The following is a 19609-nucleotide window of genomic DNA, read 5'->3' on the forward strand; positions in this document are numbered from 1 at the left end:
CAAAGATCATTTTTTCTTTAGTATTCCCCAAAATGTTTCATTCACAACCAACACCATCTCCATCACGATCCAACAATCGGCTATATCCAGGGTCAGCTTTATGAATCGGCGCCTTTCCAGCAGCACGGACTGCTGCGCAGCTTGCATACTCCACATTTTGATTTGAGGATGTTGCCTTTGTTGTTGCTGCAGGCTCAAACCCATTATCCTTTACATAATTCTCTAGACTCCATATGCCAATCTTGGCTTCCTGGGCCTTTTTCTGTACAGCTCTGAATGCTTCGACATATTTAACATCCGGAGGAAATACGGCGACTCTAGCAAGTCCTTTTTCAAGTAAAATTTCGTTAACCATTTGACCGTTCAACCAGACATATTTGAGCAGCCTGCCATACCGATCCGTTGCCGAAACATCTTGCTCCAGCTTGACGACTTTTCCCTCCAATAATTCTTTAGTAAATTTAGAGGCTTCCGGGCCAAAGGGCTCAATCGGCTTAGTTGGATGTTTAGTTTCTGGTGTATCTACAAGCACCAGACGAACGGTTTCTTTTTTATTATTAATTAAAACATGAAGGGTATCGCCGTCAACAACTGAAGTTACAAGTGCATCTATGTATGGCGTTTTATCGTCCATTTTTAGAATAGAGGAAGCAGATACTGAAGCCGTATTATCTACTTTCTGATGTATGCTTTTATAACCGATATAACTTATTAATACAATAAAGAGCACTAAAAACCAAATTGATTTAACTCTTTTTCTCTGTTTCATTATGTACTCCTTCTCAAGTTGCGCACAAGTAAGAAGTCAGTCCAGCATACGATCACCAGACTGACTTAATCACCTGAACTATTAATGTTGTTAATGATTGTTACTTCGCACTGCCCGCTAATACCTTATTGGATTCTGAGATCTTTCCTAAGGCTTCTCCTGCCTCATTCTCAAATTTATCACGGACCGCCAAGTCACCGATGGCAATAATACCAACAAGCTCCCCATTGTCTACCACAGGAAGACGTCTTACTTTTTCTCTAGCCATTATTTGACTAGCTTCGTCTACAGATGTGCTTGAAGGAATTGAGGTTATTTTTTTACTTACTACATGTTCAACTGCTGTAGAACCTTCTCTTTTTTCCGCATAACCCCGAACAACAAGATCTCGGTCTGTTACGACCCCAATCAGCTTTTTACCATCTACTACTGGGACAAATCCGATATCGTGTTGTTTCATTTTCACAGCAATTTCATAGACATTATCTTGCAAAGTAACAGTTATGCAATCCTTGGTCATGATTTCTTTAACGGTTTTCATCTTTAGCTCAGCCTCCTTTAGTGGGTATACACCCCTAGGATAACCTGTCTGCTAAAAATCATTCGATTCAAAATAATCCAGAGCCATCCCAGCTAACAACAAAGCTGCATTACGCATGGATTCTTCATCAATATCGAAGGATGGATGGTGGTGAGGAGCCCAAACGCCTTTATCCGCATTCCCAGCCCCAACAAACATGAAGATGCCCGGAACCTTTTGTAAGTAGTAGGCAAAATCCTCACCAGCCATGATTAGAGGTGATTCCAAGGTAGCCTCGCTCCCGAAAATCTCCTTGCCTACTTTGAAAAATCGTTCTGCTTCCTTGGCATGATTACTTACTGGAGGATACCCCACTTTATAATCAAACTCACAAGAAGCTCCATAAGCCTCACAAATGGAATGGGACATATCTTTCATTCGTTTCTGGATCTGGTCGCGGACTTCGCTATTAAAAGTTCGGACGGTTCCCAAAAGTGAGCAGCGTTCGGCAATCACATTGAAGCTTTTACCAGCATGGATGGAGCCTACGGAAACAACTGCCGGCTCCGTTGGATTAACGTTGCGGCTAACGATGGTTTGCAGGCTTGTTACTAGCTGTGCACCAATCATAACACTGTCGATCGTCTCATGAGGCAAGCCGCCATGTCCACCTTTCCCTTGGATTTCAACCGAAAATTCATCAGCCGCAGCCATAAACGGTCCAGCTTTGCTGTACACTTTCCCTACTGGGAATGGAGTCCAAAGATGTACGCCAAAGATAACATCAACATCATCCAGCACTCCATTCTGGATTAAGGGCAGCGCTCCACCCGGACTAACTTCTTCAGCCGGTTGAAAAATAAATTTGATTGAGCCAGCGAGTGTACTGCGCATTTCACTAAAAATATAAGCTAAGCCCAATAATGTAGAGGTGTGAGCATCATGGCCACATGCATGCATCACCCCTGGCACTTGTGAGGCATATTCATTTGTTTTCTCATCTTGGATGGGTAGAGCGTCCATATCGGCGCGCAAAGCTACGGTAGGACCTGGTAAGTCTCCTACTAATAAGCCAATTACTCCATGTCCGCCAACATCGGCTTGCACCTGCAACCCAAGCTGCTGCAAATGGCCAGCAACAAAAGCTGCCGTTTGGCTCTCCTGATAGGATAATTCTGGATGTTGATGCAGGTATCTACGCCATTGAATCATTTGGGGAAATAATTGATTTATTTTCTCTGCTAATTTCATTCGCGTCGACCTCCGTTTGTTATATTTTATCAAATAATGGGTTTGGTTTCACGCATTAATAGATTTGCCACAAAATAGCCACATAATATTGGGGCTACTAAATTGGTTTAGGGTTGCAGAAGTTATGGAAACATACTATCATGAAAATGATAAAGACACATCCACAATTAAAAATTCCACGGGAGGCGTTAAAACGTGATTATTGAAAATACAGGACTAAAAGGCTTAAAAAGTGACCTTGCTCACTTAGATGAAGTAACGACCCAATTAGGCTTTGTCCGTTGGCAATGGGAATATTATCGCGCTACATACGATTTGAAATTTGAAGATACGGCAAACCAAGCTGAATATTTCTTGCGCTTGAATGCACGTGTTGAAACAGGTAAATTGGAAAGCCCTTACGCTATACTTAATGTTGAAGATGCTTATATGGGTAAGACAACTTTCCCACATGGTTTAGATTATGTCTCTCCAATTCCACCAGCCATTCTTAATGCTGCTCAACAAAAGCTTGATCAACTCAAAGCTAAATTGTCAGTATAGCAGGCGCTCCTATGAATCCTTCGCGAAGAGGCACGCCTGATTTCTTGCTTCTAATCATGACATTTGCTTTGATTGCGTTTGGCCTTTTAATGGTATATAGCGCAAGCTCAATGTCCGCTTCAATCAATTATCAAGATTCCTTACACTACATCAAAAGACAGGCTATCGCGGTTGCGCTTGGCCTGATTTTTATGGTGTTTTTTATGAACCTCCACTATAGCAAGCTAAAAAAATGGGCTGTTCCACTTTTTATTCTCGTTTTGGGTTTGCTTTTTTTAGTTCCATTCATTGGAGTTGAAAACAAAGGTGCTACAAGCTGGTTTGCCTTAGGCCCTTTAAACCTCCAGCCGGCAGAATTCGCAAAGCTTACTCTTATTATTTACCTTGCTGCTTTAATCCATAAAAAAGGCGAGCGCTTTTACGAATTCAAAAAAGGTCTGCTGCCAACGCTTATTATTATTGGTCTTTATTGTGGATTAATAATGCTTCAGCCTGATTTCGGATCCACTGTTGTTCTGGGATTAATTGCTGGTTTAGTTATTCTCATTGGAGGAGCCAATCTAAAGCATTTTTTCAGTTTATCCTTTTGCGGAATATTACTCGCTTCTTTAGTTGTTCTAGTCCCTTATCTCATGGATCGCAATTCATTTCGTTCAGACCGGATATTAGCCTATATCAATCCTTGGGCAGATCAGCTAGGCTATGGATTTCATATTACTCAATCCCTAATGGCTTTTGGCCATGGCGGAATAAGAGGTGCAGGTTTTGGACAAAGCATTCAGAAGCTCGGATTCCTTCCAGCACCTCATAATGATTTTATTTTCGCAATCATTGGTGAAGAGCTTGGTTTTATTGGTTGCACGCTTTTTCTATTGTTTTACCTATTATTTCTTTGGCGCGGTATTCTCATCTCATTACGCTGTAAGGATTCATTTGGCTCTTTAGTCGGAGTGAGTATTATGGGGATGATTGGAATTCAAGCATTGATCAATTTAGGTGGAGTAACGAATACAATCCCATTAACTGGGGTTACATTACCTTTTATAAGCTACGGAGGGTCCTCCGTACTCGTTTTAATGGCTAGTATAGGGATTGTGCTTGGGCTATCAAGAGAACAGAACAAAGACGAGGCAGAGCCCGCTCAGGAGGCTTCCAGATGGAAGACAGAATTGTAACCAAGCGATTACATTTACGACCTTTCCTCTTAAGTGATGCAAATGCTATTTATACCCTATGTAATGACATCGAAGTGGCACGGACAACTTTATTAATTCCACATCCTTACTCTACTGATGCGGCAGAAGCGTCAATTCTAAGTAACCAAGCCGCTTTCCTTAACGGCACTCGTTATGCTTTTGCCATTGAAAGTCTAATGGATGCTTGCCTAATCGGCAGCATCAGCTTAATTATCGATAAACAACATAAACGTGCAGAACTGTCTTATTGGTTTGGAAAAGCTCACTGGGGACAAGGCTATGCAACAGAGGCAGCTAGCAGTATAATTCATTTTGGCTTTGAGAACCTTCAGCTGCATCGAATATGGGCCGCATCCATGACGAAGAATATAAATTCCATTCGGGTTTTGCTCAAAATGAATATGCAGTATGAAGGAATCTTCCGTCAACATATTCTAAAATGGGATGATTACGAGGATGTTTCCTTTTATGGAATTTTGAAATCAGAATATAAGCATACTACAACCGTAGATATATCGAAAAAGCTGCTGTCATAAATTCTGACAGCAGCTTTTTCGATAATCTATTATTTCACTCGATGCAAGTCTTCCGGCAGCTCATCTTCTTTAAAATGAACATCTTCCACTTTTACATTAACTTCAACAACTCTTAGGCCCGTCATATTCTCAATTGCTTCACGTACGTTATATTGTAGCTCTCGGCACACGTTCTGGATTTGAGAACCATAATGGACGATCACACGCAGATCAACCGCTGCTTCTAATTGCCCAACTTCCACTGAAACTCCCTTTTGCACATTGCGTCCACTCAATCGTTTGGCTATACCTTCTGAGATACCGCCTGACATAGCTGAAATTCCTGGTGTTTCTAACGCGGCTAAACCTGCAATTGTCGCCACAACATCATCAGAGATGCGGATAACCCCTGTTTCAATATCTTCGGACATTGGATTCACTCCTTCGCAAATCGGTTTATATGCTTATTATAATGATATCAGCCAATTAGAGTCAACGAACAACTACAAACTAGACATTTCCATTCTTTGTAGTAAAATGAGAGTACATTTTGAAACCATACATAGAAAGCGGTGAAGGATTTGCGCGAGAAATTGTTTTATTACGGATTGGTTACAGCAGTAGCTGCAAGTGCCATTACCCATTATGCTGGGATGTCGGCAGTCCTGCAGTTTTGTATTGCGGGAGTAGCTATTATTTTTGTAGCTGGCTTCTTAGGCAAAGCTACTGAAAGTGTTGCCCATTATGCGGGTGAACGTATTGGCGGATTTCTAAATGCTACGTTTGGGAATGCAGCTGAACTCATTATTGCCATTGTATTGATTCAAAAAGCTGTAAACGGCGAGACACACTTATTCGACATGGTTAAAGCAAGCATTACAGGCTCCATCATTGGAAATATGCTCTTAGTCTTAGGGCTAAGCGTACTGGCGGGTGGTTTGAAATTTAAATCCCAGCATTTTAATATCAAGCTAGCCGGTCATAACGCTTCCCTGATGATCTTAGCTGTGATAGCACTATTCATCCCTGCGGTGTTTGCTAAAGGCTTAACCGTGGAGCATACGAATACTCTGAGCATTATTGTTTCAGTTATCTTAATCCTCAGCTACCTGCTCTGGATATTCTTCTCCATGGTCACACATAAAGAAGAATTGAAGGATCATAAAGAAACAACCGAAGAGGTACATAGCTTGGCTCCCTGGTCCCTCAAACGGTCCATGCTATTTTTATTTATTGCAACGGTGTTAGTCGGCTTTGTTAGTGAATGGCTTGTTGGAACAATCGATCAATTTTCAGCGAAATTCGGTTTGTCGGAATTATTTGTTGGAGCCTTTTTAATTGCTATCATTGGTAATGCAGCTGAGCATTCTGCGGCAATAATGATGGCCATGAAAAACAAAATGGGAGCCGCTGTGGAAATTGCCATAGGAAGCAGCCTGCAAATTGCTTTGTTTGTCGCCCCGCTCTTGGTCATCATCAGCTTTTTCATGGGTGAGACGATGAATATGGTTTTCACAACTTACGAGCTTGTCGCAATCGGAGTAGCTGTATTCATAGCTAAATCCATATCACAAGACGGCTCTACGAATTGGTTCGAAGGCGTTCTGTTGCTAGTTGTATATGTTATACTGGGCATTGCCTTTTACTTGGTTTAAACCGAGTATAATTTACAAGACCTACAAAAAAACGAAGTAACCTCGGCGGTTACTTCGTTTTTTACAGCTTAATGTCCAAAGCTTCGTATAATTGAGCAAGATTGCGTTCAAGCTTACTTAGGATCATTTTGCCTGCCTGATCTGCAACTAACCCTGCGCGAATTGCAAAATCTACCTCTCTTGATAAGCCGTACATTTGCGTATCCAATACTTCTTCGTACAATGGACATTTACGTGTGGTTAAATTCTCCATTTGAACTTCGATCAGCTTGGCAATTTTATCGGCATCTTCTTGAAGAAGATTATAGGCTCTTATGTTTAAATTGATCATTAATTCAGATGATGACATTCCGCTTCCCCCCATTACGTTAACAATAATCCTTACCCCATATTTTAGTCGAAAACCAAGCAATACACAAGAGAATCCCTATTTCCATTATACGCAAGTATAAACAGCTACGCCGCCTTTCTGAAAGAAGGTGGTGCGTTTGTCCGGAAATATAAGAACTGTATATAGGTGAAACTTATACTTACTTAAATTTCAAAAAAAAGGCACCCCTTCAACAGGGGTACCTTTTTAGACCATTTAATCGTTTACAACTTGAATTTTCATTTCGTGTTTAACAAAAACGTCCTTAATGGCTTGCTTCGCTTCTTCAGCATCTGGACCATGTACATGCAGATTATATTCTCCTGCTTGCAGCAAAGTTGTGAATAATCCTAGAATACTTTTTACATCGATAAATTTGTTTTCAAACTGCAATACAATTGACGAACGAAATTTGTTGGCTGTTTGCGAGATTTCAACAATCGCAGCGTTATTCGAGTTTGACATTTGGATTTCCCTCCATTAATTGCTAATTGACAAGATATTAAATGAACCTATTGTAATGATACATTGGATTACCCTGATTATGCAACCATCCTTTTTACAATTGTTTAAACCAATGCTAGCTTTCTAGGTTCTCTCACTGCTTCGCCTTCTTGAGCTGCGGGTTCTAATCCAGTTTCCAATGATGATAAGTAGAATAAGAAAACTAATCAAGAGGAGCACTCTTCCACGGTATTGCTTCCAATGCTGAAGATCGTGTGCGATTAAACATTCAATAAAAATAATTGGAAACTTGCCTAATAAGGTTGCCAGAACAAAATCACGCATTTTTATTTTTGAAATACCCCCGCCATAGTTAACAATGGAGGAGGGGAAAAACGAAATCAATCTTCCCAAAAGCACATAAAAAAAACCTTCCGTTTCCATACGTTTATTGAATTCATGCATCTTAGGGAACCGTGCCATTTTGCGTTCTACCCAATCTCTGCCTATGTAACGAGCGAACAAAAAAGCCAAGTAAGCCCCTAAACAGGCAGCAATGTAATTAATAATTAAACCGCGAGTAAACCCAAAAACGAGTACATTCGCAGCAGCTAATAAAATAAATGGTGAAAATGGAATAAAGGTTTGAAGCAGAATGGCTAATATTCCAAATATCAACGCGTATGATCCATATGACCTCAAATAGGCTGACATTTCATCTATATTTGTATGAGTTAATTTATACCCGGATGGGGTGAACAATAAAAAATAAATAAAACCAATGATCAATGCAGCAATGCCTATATTAAGTAAACTCCATCTTATCTTTGTCGATGTTTTCAAGCTGCCCCTCCTCACTTCGTACCTTTATTCTTAGTTTAATATAGCAAAACATGCATAATAAGCCAAAAAAACTCCCTCGTCACTTAGATAAGGGAGTTTAAATCAATTGCGATAGCTTATTAGCCAACTTTAATTTGATTCTTGCCATCGTGTTTAGCTTTATATAAAGCCATGTCTGATTTATAGAACAGAAGCTCAACACTTATTTTCTCATCTTCCCAATGCCAATCCGATACTCCACAGGATACCGTAACCTTAGGCTGGGTTTCGTTAAAGACACGATTGCGAATTCGCTCTGCAATGCGCACAGCTTGATCAATCGACACTTGAGGTAAATAAATCGCCAACTCTTCGCCGCCCCACCGAGCTGCAATGTCGCTATCCCGGATACAGGTTTTGATAATGCTACTCACTTGGATTAATATTTTATCGCCAATTTGATGGCCAAAAGTGTCATTAACACCTTTAAAATTATCGATATCTACTACAATCAAAGAACCACAGAAGTCTTTTTTCTGGTAAAAATTAACCTGCTCATCTAAATAATGTCTAGCATATAAGCCGGTTAAATTATCTGTAATTACCATACGCTTGACTTCAGCATGTAAAGAAGCATTAGCGATAGTAAGACCAATATGCCCTGATAATACCTGCAGTAATTTATAATTATCATAGGAGAAGAAATTAGGATAACGGTGTGTAACAAGAATAACACCCATTACTTCATTATTAACCAGTATAGGTGATGCTATCATCGATCTTGAACCGGTTACTTCCATTAGCTTAGATTGCACAACTGGATTAGACCAATAATCAGATATAATAATTGGCTCTTTGGTTGTATAAACAAGTCCAGAAAAACCATAATCTACCGAGAACTTCTCTTGAAACATAGTGGGTAAATTACTTGCTTGAACGACCATCTCGTTCTCGGTCTTGTCCATTTGCAGAACACAGCTAAAGTCAGCACCAAAAATGTTGATTAACTCGCTAGAGGCGAAACTGAATATTTCACTTAATTTTAAGCTTTGGTTCAATTTAATGGTAATATCGTTAATCAGGCGTAGTTCATTAACCAGAAAGTTAGATTGTTCGTAAAGCTTAGCGTTCTCAAATGCTGCACCAGCACTGCTTGCAAGCAATCGAATAAATTGAATATCATTATGATCAAAATGGATCGGAAGAACATGAAGATGTAAAACTCCATAAACTCCTTGTTTTCCAGAAAGCGGTGCAGCAACCTCAGCATCTACTTCTCCTATAGCAGGATTATAAATCAGTTCGCCTTCCATAAAAGCTCTTGTACAAATGTCATTCTCTGCACTTGTGAAATTCAGTGGTTTAACTGGCAAGGAGGAGCTTTGATTATCCTGTGACAACAATAAACTCACCTGTACTAATGGGTATAGCTTTCCAATACGATCAATAACTTCCGTCAATACAGATTCGACATCATTTAAGGAATGCAGCGTTTGCACGACTTCAAAAAGCATTTCTGTAATATTGAATTTCTGTTCAGCTTCCTGCTGATGAACGAGCAACCGTTTATTTTCCATTTTCTCTGCTTGCAGCAATATATGAGGCAAGAAGGAACTTAATATTCTCGGAGTTGAAAATTTTGACTGATCCATGTTGTATATTATTCCTACACTGCCGATAAGCTGGTTACCTACTGCATGTATAGGAAGAACCCCTAATTTAAAAGCTTGATCTCTTTCATTAACTGCGTATTCCATCTCCCCCGCTTCATTAGCAGCACGGGTGGCTCGAATAATTAAATCTTGATTGATTGGCAAGGAATTATCCGGAGAACTTATGTGCAACATATTATAATCACTAGAGCAAACAAAGTATGTATTCGCAGTAAAAGAACTGAAAACACTTAATTGCTCTATCCAATGGATAAAGCTTGCAGTGAGCATTTCATCTAATTGAGTTGGTTTGTAATCAAGCAATTGATCAATTGAAATATGTTCAAGCTTATCATTCTGAAGATTACTCGTCATGTAGCAACCCCCTTTCTACGAAGAAAGCACTAAATTCTTACATTTCATTCTTAAACCATGTAGTTCAATAATACTATGTAATTGACAAACATGCACTACATTTCAATCAAAATTAATAAATCAGCTCTGACTGCTGCTTTTGGATCCACCTAAAAATTACACCTTGACTTTCTTCTATAATTTCATATAATATAATATGTTGAGTAGGAAGTAGTAATAGTGATTCTTGGATGAATATATTGTGTCACCCTCACTGATTTTGTTGCTGACAGGACAGCGGCTGAACTCTCTTGTCAGAAAGTACCTAAACAAAGTCGGGCACAACGCATTATCCCTTTCAAACTCTAAAACCAACCATTAAAGGAGTAATTCATACATGTCACGTTATACAGGTCCTAAATTTAAATTAAGTCGTCGTCTTGGTATTTCCCTAAGCGGCACTGGTAAAGAAATCGCAAAACGTCCTTTCCCTCCAGGTCAACATGGTCCAGGCCAAAAGAAAAAAATCAGTGGATATGGTATGCAATTGCAAGAAAAGCAAAAGCTACGCCACATGTACGGTTTGAATGAAAAACAATTCCGCAATCTATTTGATAAAGCGGATAAAATGAAAGGCATGACTGGGGAGAACTTTATGGTTCTTTTGGAAAGCCGTTTAGACAACTTGATTTACCGTCTTGGTTTCTCAAACTCACGTGCTGGCGCTCGTCAATTGGTAGCTCATGGTCACGTGCTTATCAACGGCAAAAAAGTAGATATCCCTTCCTTTACTGTAAGCACAACTGATGTTATTGGTTTACGCGAAAGAAGCAGAAACTTATCAACGATAAAAGAAGCTTTGACTAACCGTCATCACATTCCTACTTATGTTGAATTCAATGAAGCAGCTATGGAAGGCAGATACCTTCGTCTACCTGAACGTTCAGAGTTGCCGCAAGAAATTGATGAAAAACAAATTGTCGAGTTCTACAGCAGATAATAAAAGTATTACCGCGATGAACTCGTTCCTCTTTGGGGGACGGGTTTTTTGTTTCTATATTGTTAAAGGGAGCGAGTCAAATGGATATTCTCCAAGATCTGATGGATCGTGGTTTATTACACCAGGTAACCGATCAAGACGGATTAAATAAGAAGCTTAATGAAGGTCCCATTACCTTATACGCAGGATTTGATCCAACAGCTGATAGCTTGCATATTGGCAGTCTTGTTCCTATTCTTTGCTTGGTTCGTTTTCAAAAAGCGGGCCATATCCCTGTTGCTCTAGTTGGTGGAGGCACTGGTTTAATTGGTGATCCCAGCGGCAAAGCGTCGGAGCGTACATTGAATACTGCTGAGGTTGTCGATCAATGGACCGAAAAGCTGCGTATTCAGTTATCTCGCTTTTTAGATTTTAACGCTGATCAGAACCCTGCGCAAATGGCAAACAATTACGATTGGTTTAAGCAATTGAATGTCATTGAGTTTTTAAGAGATATTGGCAAGCACTTTCCCCTTAACTATATGTTAGCTAAGGATTCTGTTGATTCTCGTCTGAGCAAAGGAATATCCTTCACTGAATTCAGTTATATGATCCTGCAAGCCTACGATTTCCTTAAACTGAGTCAAGAAAACAATTGCTCGCTCCAAATTGGCGGCAGTGATCAGTGGGGTAATATTACAGCTGGAATGGAATTGATTGGGCGAACTACTGGCAATTCTGCTTTTGGCCTTACCTTCCCGCTTGTTACAAAAAGTGATGGAACTAAATTTGGCAAAACAGAATCAGGTACCATTTGGTTGGATGCCAGCAAAACAAGCCCTTACCAATTCTATCAGTTTTGGCTGAATGTCGATGATCAAGATGTAATCCGCTTTCTTAAATATTTCACCTTCCTTTCTATCGAGGAAATTCGCGAATTAGAGGGTGAATTAAAGCTTAGTCCCGAATTGAGAACTGCCCAACGAGCTCTAGCGCGTGAAGTTACTGCATTAGTTCACGGAGATCAAGCTGTAGCCAGCTCAGAGAATATTTCACAGCTTCTGTTCAATGGCCAGATAGAACAATTATCCGGAGACGAAATTGAGCAAGCATTTCAAGATGTTCCTTCCGTTGAGATAACGAATTCCGAAGCTATCGGATTGGTTGATCTATTAATAACGGCTCAAGCTAGCCCCTCCAAAAGACAAGCCAGACAAGATATTGAAAGCGGCGCAATCTATATTAATGGAGCAAGGGTTATCGAGGTTGATAAATTATTAGCACACGAAGATCGCCTTAGCGGTAAATATATTGTCATTAGACGCGGCAAAAAGAATTATTATTTGGTCAAGTTTATTCAGTAATTCTGCTGCTTTTCTTGTAGGTCTTACTAATTAAAGCGCCTTTAATGGCGCTTTTTTGTTGTGAATTTAGCCTTATTTACCAATTATATGTTATAATAAGTGGGCGAATTCAAGGGGGATGCTGAAATTGAGAAAAGTGTTACACTACATAATAAAAATAATAACCAGCACAGCAGTAACAAGGCCTTTATTAATCATTTTTCTAACAATCAAATGGATGCTTATCTTGGTCATTATTGCTGGTTTGCTCGCAGCAGGCGCTGCTTTTGGTTATGCTTCAGCATTAGTTAAAGATGATCCGGTGCGCAGTAAAGACATGATTTACGATTTGATGTCTGAGAACTCTACAACTGGCTTTGTTTATTTTAATGATAATACTACCTTGCTAGGGCAATTACGTACGGAAGAAGACCGCAGACTTGCTACTTTGGATGAAATTCCACAGATTATCAAGGATGCCACTCTTTCCATCGAAGACAAGAATTTCTACGAAAATAATGGAGTAGATATGAATGGATTGCTTCGTGCTGTGGAACAAAGGCTGCGTCATGAAGAGATACAAACAGGCGGCAGTACCATTACGCAGCAGCTGGTAAGAAGAACTTTCTTAACCTTAGATCGTGAGGACAGCCGTAAATTCAAGGAAATCTTACTTTCTATGCGTGTGACACGGATTATGTCCAAAGATGAAATTCTGTTGGCCTATCTTAATAAGATCCCTTATGGAAATGGTTCATCTGGTTATAATTTATCTGGTATTAAAGCTGCTGCAAAGGGCATTTTTGATAAAGATAAACTCATTGATTTGAACATTGCCCAAAGTGCTTATCTTGCTGGCTTACCGCAATCCCCAAGCAATTATTCTGCCTTTAACGGTAAAGGTGAATTTGATAATGAAGCGTTTGAGAAAGCCGTGAACCGTGAAGAATTGGTTTTAAGGCGGATGCTAGAAGAGAATAAAATTACTCAAGCCGAATATGATGATGCCTTAGCATTCGATTTAAAGAAATCTCTTGCTAAAACCAAAGCAAAGGCATATACCACCTATCCTTACTTAATGATTGAAGTTGAAAACAATGCTGCCGATGCAATCCTAAAACAGCAATATCCCGATTTAGTTCTTGATACAGACAGTAAAAAAGCCGCTTACAATGAAGCTCTCAAAGATGTTCATTTACAAATGCAGCGTGGCGGATACAAAATTTACACAACGATTGATAAAACTATTTATGATTCTATGCAAGTCATCGCCAAGAACCCGAAGAACTTTTCTCCGGATGACAAGGTTAAAGGAACGGAACAAATTGGTGCCCTGATGATTGACAACAACAATGGTGCTATTCTCGGTATGATTGAAGGCAGGAATTTCTATGAAGAACAGCTGAATCATGCGACCCAAGCGTTCCGACAGCCTGGTTCCACTATGAAGCCACTTGCCGCATATGGTCCAGGGATTGAAATGGGACTTGTATACCCTGCAGCAATAATCGATGATTCACCAATCGTGCTTAAAGATCAAAGCTCAGCATCTGGTTTCCATGTTCCAATGAACTGGAACTCCAAGTTTCAGGGCTTGATTACAGCCAGAAAAGCCTTAAACATGTCTTATAACATACCTGCTCTACGTATTTTCCTTAATGAAGTTGGAATGAAGAATGCCTGGGATTACGTAAAAAAACTAGGAATTAATTCACTTACTCCAGACGATTATCTCTATGCTCAAACGGGTGTAATCGGTGGTTTATCCAAAGGTGTTAGTGTAAAGGAAATGACAGCAGCTTATAGTACCTTTGCCAACAAAGGTGTCCATAACGATGCGTATCTGATCAGTAAAATTGTCGATGGCAATGGCAAGGTCATTTTTGAACATCAGAAAAAGCCAACTAATGTTTTCACGGCAGAAACAGCCTTCTTAATGACTGATATGATGCGTACTGTTATTACCGCTGGTACGGCAACAGATTTAATGAAAAAGTTTAAAAATTATGGTAAAATCCCGATTGTCGGAAAAACGGGATCCACTCAAGACGACGGAGATGCTTGGTTTATGGGTTATACACCTGATATAACGGTCGGTGTTTGGGCTGGATATGATCAGTTTGTCCATAAGTTAAGCAAGCCAGGCGGAACAAACCGTGCTAAGGATATATGGGCCCTTATAATGGATACGGCTATTAGCAAGAAGCCGGCTCTGTTCCCAACTAAAACATTTGAAAAGCCAGCCAATATCATTACCATGGCCGTTTCTAATTTATCCGGTTTATTACCAAGTGAGCTAACTAAAGCATCTGGTCATACTGTTTCGGATTTAATCAACAAAAAACAAATTCCGACCAAGGAAGATGATGTTCTGGTCAAGATGAAATTCTTGGTTTATAACAAACTCAATTACCTGCCTAACCCATTAACACCTGAAGAATTCTTGCAGGAAAAGGTAGTTGTCAAACGTAAGGAATCTTTAACCGCTACACTTAAACAAATCAAAGAAATCATGGCTAAGACTCCTGCTAGCAAACGCAGATCAATGGATGCTTTCATCCCATTGGATATCGCTGCCAATGCACCAGAGGAGATTGATCCGCGTATCGATGACAATCTGGTGCCCGATGCTCCAGCCAATGTCATTCTCAAAAGCACTGCAGCTGAGAACAAGCTTACTTTCTCACCAAGCTTAAATCCTAATATTGTCGGTTATCGAATATATCGTTCACTGGATGGTGTAACCTTTGAAAAGCAAGCTAAAGTGATTACAACAGATCAGCCATCATCATTCATTGATCCGGCTCTACCAGGTGGTAATGCCGTAGGATATTATATAACTTCGGTAAATATAGTAGGTAAGGAATCCGTTCCAAGTTCAACTGTACTCTCAGCAGGAACAGTGGTTGGGCCAATTACGGAGAATACAGACGACCCTGATCCAGACACTGGAGCTATTGTTATTGCTCCCGCTCCAACAACACCAATTGAGCTATCGTTTCAAATGAACGGAGTTAATCTCCAAATTGATTGGACGCCAAATCCAGCCATTGAACAAATCACACAATATGATGTTTACTTTAGTGAGACGGAAACTGGAAATTATCAAAAAATTGGTACAGCCTTCCAGCCGCAATTTGAATACTTCTCCGGCCTTTACAAAGGGTATTACAGTATTATTGCGATCAACAATACTGGGGAATCTTCTTCCTCAACACCAGTTGCCTACTCGACCGAACAATAAATGATAGCAATAATTATGAATAAAACCCGTATCTCGGATAATCATCCAAGATACGGGTTTTATTATTCATGTGTTATATCTTATTAATTAATCTTCAATCGTAGATAAATCACCTGTCGGGAGATTTAATTCCCAGGCTTTAAGCACTCGGCGCATTATCTTTCCACTGCGCGTCTTAGGGAGTTTGTCTTTAAATTCAATTTCACGTGGAGCTGCGTGTGCAGATAAGCCTTCTTTTACAAATTTGGCGATATCAGCCTTAAGCTCCTCAGACGCTACAAAGCCTTCTCTAAGCGAGATAAATGCTTTGATAACCTCACCCCTCAACGGATCAGGTTTGCCGATTACACCAGCTTCTGCGACGGCTGGATGCTCGACTAGCTTACTTTCCACTTCGAATGGCCCTACTCGTTCCCCGGAAGTGTTAATTACATCATCGACTCGACCTTGAAACCAAAAATATCCATCATCATCCAAGTAAGCGGAATCTCCCGAAACATACCAGCCATCCAATCTAAAATACTCCTCAAATTTATTGGGATTATTCCATATTTTGCGCATTATTGATGGCCATGGAGTTTTAATTGCTAGATTCCCCATACGATATGTAGGCAGAACATTGCCAGAATCATCTATAATGGCAGCTTCAACTCCAGGAAGCGGTTTGCCCATAGAACCAGGTTTAATCGTCATAGACGGGTAATTACAGATTAGCTGAGCCCCAGTTTCTGTCATCCACCAGGTATCATGGATTCTTTGTTTATATACTTTTATTCCCCAGCGAACCACTTCAGGATTCAACGGTTCCCCCACACTTAATACATGGCGAAGTGATGATAAATCATGTGCTTCTACCGTATCATCTCCTGCTCCCATTAGCATGCGGAATGCAGTTGGAGCACTATACCAAACTGTCACTTTGTAGCGTTCAATCGTTTGGTACCAATCCTTGGGACTGAAGCGTCCACCACGAATGACATTAGTCGCCCCGTTCAACCAAGGCGCAAAAATGCCGTATGAAGTTCCTGTTACCCAGCCTGGATCGGCTGTACACCAATAAATATCATCTTCTTGCAGGTCAAGGACAATCCGTCCTGTATAGTAGTGCTGAATCATTGCATTCTGAACATGGAAGACTCCCTTAGGCTTGCCGGTTGATCCAGAAGTATAATGGATGATTAGTCCATCTTCTAGACCTAACCATTCAATCTCAAGCTCTGGTGAAGCATCTTTCATGACTTTATAATAATCAATATATCCCGGTTTTGTTTCAATTCCATCTCCAACCAGAAAAATATGTTTCAGATGAGGTAAATCCGCAGTCGCAATACGCGGCAATAAAGCTGGAGTTGTCACTATAGCTATAGCTTCACTATCTTCCAACCGATCCTTGACAGCTGTTTCCATGAATGCTTCAAACATCGGGCCCACAATAGCTCCAACCTTTAATGCTCCCAACAATGAAAAATAGAGCTCCGGTGTCCGCGGCATGAAAATAAATACCCGATCCCCTTTGCCGATTCCCTGTGATCGCAGCACATTGCCAAAACGATTGGATTCATTCTTGATCTCTGAGAAAGTGTATTTTTCATCACGAGTCGCATCACTATAGTAAAGTGCGATTTTGTCGCTGCGCGATGATTCAGCATGACGATCAATGGCTTCATAAGCCATATTTACCTTCCCTGTTTGCGACCATGAAAACTGTTGTTGCACTTCTTCCCAGCTGAAGTTCTCTTTTGCAGTATCATAATTACCTAGATTGGACTTAGTTGCTGTAGCAACAATTTTCTCGTCATGCATGTTTTCCATAAATTACCCTCCATTTGATGCAAATAATATATGAAACGCTTACATATAAACGTCTAAGCTAACGACGACAACATAAACATTTCCAAGCTTCTAGATCCCAAACAACAATTCCAATTATAACATAGCCCTCTCATGTCGCCTACCCTTTTTTCATTTTATGAAAATTAATTACCTAAAAAGATTTAAATTTGCGAAAAATATTTTCTCCTGTATATTTTATATTATATTTGTTATAAGTAGTATATAGGATGAACAAAGGGGCTGCTGTTACTGTGGAACATAAAAAGGTTTACCAATCCCATACTATTCATCGCTTAAGTCAGTCTATCGTTCTTGAAGGTCCGCTCACCTCTGAGCATTTCAGAGCTTATACTATGCACACGGAGCTTGATGCATTTCGTCGCCCCAAAGACCAGCAGGTTGCCTTACTTGAAATTGCTGATCTACCAGAAGGAAGAATTCTGATTGCTCGAGATGCGGAAACCATAGTGGGTTATGTTACGTTTCATTATCCTGATGAGATGGAGCGGTGGTCCGAAGGAAGCCTCGATGATTTAGTTGAGCTCGGAGCTATTGAAGTAGCTAATGCTTATCGTTCCATGGGAATTGGCAAGCAATTAATTGCACTTGCTTTTGCAAATGGGCAATTCGACAACACAATTGTCTTCACTACCGAATACTATTGGCATTGGGATTTACAAAGCAGTGGCTTGAACGTATGGCAATATCGTAAAATGATGCAAAGCTTGATGGAAAGCGTTGGCATGTCGCTCTTCGCAACCGATGATCCTGAGATTTGTTCACATCCAGCCAATTGCCTTATGGTCAAAATTGGCCACGAGGTTCCACATTCCTCCATAGTACGATTTGATCGACTTCGGTTTCAAAGAAGAATTATGTACTAAAGCTGCAGATGATGATTTATAGACCAACAGGAGGCGAGTGAGCTTGGCTGCCATTGAGAATGCCTTATTTTACTATACCGATAATGAAATGAAATATCATTTTTATGAGGGGCATCCCTTCAACCAGCATCGGCTTAAACTAACCGAAGATCTGCTACGGCGAGTTGGAGCAATACCAGCAGAAATTTTACGATTACCTGATCAGGCATCTGACGAAGAGCTTGCTCTTGTACATAGCTTACCTTATATCCAAGCTGTGCGTGCTTTAAGTCAAACAGCGATAAATGAGGATTGGTTAAAAAAAGCATGCTCTTTTGGACTGGATCTCGAAGGAGATACTCCCTATTTTGAGGGGATGCATCAGGCCAGTGCTCAAATCGTTGGAGGTACTCTAGCGGCTGTCGAAGCTGTCATGAGCGGGGAAACTAAGCATGCGCTTCATTTAGGAGGAGGATTGCATCATGCCATGCCTGGTAAAGGTTCCGGGTTTTGTGTTTATAATGATGCAGCCGTAGCCATTGCGGCTATTCAGAAGAAATATAAAGCTAGAGTCATGTACGTCGATACGGATGTTCATCATGGTGATGGTGTGCAATGGATGTTTTATACAGATCCAGATGTACTAACGTTGTCGATCCATGAAACAGGCAAATATTTATTCCCAGGTACAGGAGCTGTTAATGAGCGCGGTGAAGAGAATGGATTTGGCTTTAGCTTGAATTTACCAATGGAGCCTTATACCGAAGACGAATCGTGGTTGGAATGTTTCACTGAGGTCTTTAATCAGGCTGTTGCTAGCTTTAAACCTGATATAATCATCTCTCAGCATGGCTGTGACGCACATGCCTCTGATCCTCTCGCCCACATCCAATGCAGTATGCAATCCTATTGGCACATGCCCGAGATCATTCACGAGGCAGCCCATAAATGGTGCGAGGGGCGTTGGGTTGCACTAGGTGGCGGAGGCTATGATATATGGCGTGTGGTACCAAGGGCATGGAGCCTGCTCTGGCTTGTGATGAATGAGCATCCTATAGTTCATGCCTTAGAAAGCAATCAACAGCTTGAGCTCCCTCTGGACTGGCTGGAACGCTGGCAGCAGCAAAGTCCAGAGGAGCTTCCAAAAACCTGGCTTGATGATACAGAACAATGGGATGCAATGCCCAGACGAATTGAAATAACCGAGAAAAATCGTAAAACTAAAGAACTTTCCATGCTGTATCTCCAGAAATAAT

At 40.5% G+C, this 19609-nt stretch carries 18 protein-coding genes; 9 read left to right on the top strand and 9 right to left on the bottom strand.

All coding sequences use genetic code 11. The annotated features are described in order from the left end of the window. Positions 1–37 precede the first annotated feature (37 nt). The 3 genes from EHS13_RS19835 to EHS13_RS19845 all read right to left on the bottom strand — a co-directional run bounded on the left by EHS13_RS19835 (position 38) and on the right by EHS13_RS19845 (position 2540). Positions 38–769 (bottom strand): thermonuclease family protein, encoded by a 732-nt coding sequence (locus EHS13_RS19835; RefSeq protein WP_155702058.1) that lies wholly within the window; start codon positions 767–769, stop codon positions 38–40. 100 nt (positions 770–869) lie between these two features. Continuing rightward, complete coding sequence (locus tag EHS13_RS19840) at positions 870–1310, bottom strand: CBS domain-containing protein (RefSeq protein ID WP_155702059.1); 441 nt, start codon at positions 1308–1310, stop codon at positions 870–872. Between the two features lie 51 nt (positions 1311–1361). Continuing rightward, positions 1362–2540: a M20 family metallopeptidase gene (locus EHS13_RS19845; RefSeq protein ID WP_155702060.1), complete on the bottom strand. Its 1179-nt coding sequence runs from the start codon at positions 2538–2540 to the stop codon at positions 1362–1364. Positions 2541–2735: 195 nt separating this feature from the next. Between EHS13_RS19845 and EHS13_RS19850 the strand changes: the two genes are divergently transcribed. Genes EHS13_RS19850 through EHS13_RS19860 form a run of 3 tightly spaced genes read left to right on the top strand, consistent with a single transcriptional unit; the run spans position 2736 to position 4815 of the window. After that, positions 2736–3083, top strand: a complete 348-nt coding sequence (locus tag EHS13_RS19850; RefSeq protein WP_155702061.1) for a YugN family protein — start codon at positions 2736–2738, stop codon at positions 3081–3083. A gap of 11 nt (positions 3084–3094) precedes the next feature. Beyond that, entirely contained in the window at positions 3095–4258 is a 1164-nt protein-coding gene (gene ftsW, locus EHS13_RS19855) for a putative lipid II flippase FtsW (protein WP_155702062.1), read from the top strand. Further along, entirely contained in the window at positions 4240–4815 is a 576-nt protein-coding gene (locus tag EHS13_RS19860) for a GNAT family N-acetyltransferase (protein ID WP_155702063.1), read from the top strand. The genes ftsW and EHS13_RS19860 overlap by 19 nt, the downstream gene beginning before the upstream one ends. A 29-nt stretch (positions 4816–4844) precedes the next feature. On the opposite strand, the gene EHS13_RS19865 is transcribed toward EHS13_RS19860, so the two are convergent. Next, positions 4845–5225, bottom strand: coding sequence for an Asp23/Gls24 family envelope stress response protein (locus tag EHS13_RS19865; RefSeq protein WP_155702064.1), 381 nt, complete (start codon positions 5223–5225; stop codon positions 4845–4847). A gap of 150 nt (positions 5226–5375) precedes the next feature. Here EHS13_RS19865 and cax point away from each other — a divergent pair, with 150 nt between their 5' ends. After that, entirely contained in the window at positions 5376–6449 is a 1074-nt protein-coding gene (gene cax / locus EHS13_RS19870) for a calcium/proton exchanger (protein WP_155705436.1), read from the top strand. A 61-nt stretch (positions 6450–6510) separates the two neighbouring features. Here cax and EHS13_RS19875 read toward each other — a convergent pair whose 3' ends face one another. From EHS13_RS19875 to EHS13_RS19890, 4 genes are all read right to left on the bottom strand, one after another. Beyond that, a complete protein-coding gene (locus tag EHS13_RS19875) occupies positions 6511–6798 on the bottom strand; it encodes an Fpa/YlaN family protein (protein ID WP_155702065.1) in 288 nt (95 codons plus the stop codon). Between the two features lie 237 nt (positions 6799–7035). Next, the gene (locus EHS13_RS19880) at positions 7036–7284 is read right to left on the bottom strand and encodes an HPr family phosphocarrier protein (protein WP_155702066.1); all 249 of its coding nucleotides are present in this window, start codon (positions 7282–7284) and stop codon (positions 7036–7038) included. Positions 7285–7407: 123 nt separating this feature from the next. Continuing rightward, on the bottom strand, positions 7408–8106 hold the full coding sequence (locus EHS13_RS19885; RefSeq protein ID WP_155702067.1) for a TVP38/TMEM64 family protein: 699 nt from the start codon (positions 8104–8106) through the stop codon (positions 7408–7410). A gap of 119 nt (positions 8107–8225) precedes the next feature. Then, positions 8226–10112 carry a diguanylate cyclase gene (locus EHS13_RS19890; RefSeq protein ID WP_155702068.1) on the bottom strand — a complete coding sequence of 629 codons (1887 nt, stop codon included), beginning with the start codon at positions 10110–10112 and terminating at the stop codon, positions 8226–8228. Between the two features lie 376 nt (positions 10113–10488). Between EHS13_RS19890 and rpsD the strand changes: the two genes are divergently transcribed. The 3 genes from rpsD (at position 10489) to EHS13_RS19905 (ending at position 15657) form a co-directional block, all read left to right on the top strand. Then, positions 10489–11091 (top strand): 30S ribosomal protein S4, encoded by a 603-nt coding sequence (rpsD, locus tag EHS13_RS19895; protein WP_155702069.1) that lies wholly within the window; start codon positions 10489–10491, stop codon positions 11089–11091. Positions 11092–11171: 80 nt separating this feature from the next. Then, positions 11172–12434, top strand: coding sequence for a tyrosine--tRNA ligase (gene tyrS / locus EHS13_RS19900; protein ID WP_155702070.1), 1263 nt, complete (start codon positions 11172–11174; stop codon positions 12432–12434). Positions 12435–12570: 136 nt separating this feature from the next. Next, on the top strand, positions 12571–15657 hold the full coding sequence (locus tag EHS13_RS19905) for a transglycosylase domain-containing protein (RefSeq protein WP_227014050.1): 3087 nt from the start codon (positions 12571–12573) through the stop codon (positions 15655–15657). 87 nt (positions 15658–15744) lie between these two features. Here EHS13_RS19905 and acsA read toward each other — a convergent pair whose 3' ends face one another. After that, on the bottom strand, positions 15745–17469 hold the full coding sequence (acsA, locus tag EHS13_RS19910) for an acetate--CoA ligase (RefSeq protein WP_155702072.1): 1725 nt from the start codon (positions 17467–17469) through the stop codon (positions 15745–15747). A gap of 272 nt (positions 17470–17741) precedes the next feature. Between acsA and EHS13_RS19915 the strand changes: the two genes are divergently transcribed. Then, positions 17742–18374 carry a GNAT family N-acetyltransferase gene (locus tag EHS13_RS19915; RefSeq protein WP_155702073.1) on the top strand — a complete coding sequence of 211 codons (633 nt, stop codon included), beginning with the start codon at positions 17742–17744 and terminating at the stop codon, positions 18372–18374. 88 nt (positions 18375–18462) lie between these two features. Continuing rightward, a complete protein-coding gene (locus tag EHS13_RS19920; protein ID WP_155705437.1) occupies positions 18463–19608 on the top strand; it encodes an acetoin utilization protein AcuC in 1146 nt (381 codons plus the stop codon). The last annotated feature ends 1 nt before the right edge of the window (position 19609 follow it).

The organism is Paenibacillus psychroresistens (genome assembly GCF_009728935.1).
Classification (GTDB): domain Bacteria; phylum Bacillota; class Bacilli; order Paenibacillales; family NBRC-103111; genus Paenibacillus_AC; species Paenibacillus_AC psychroresistens.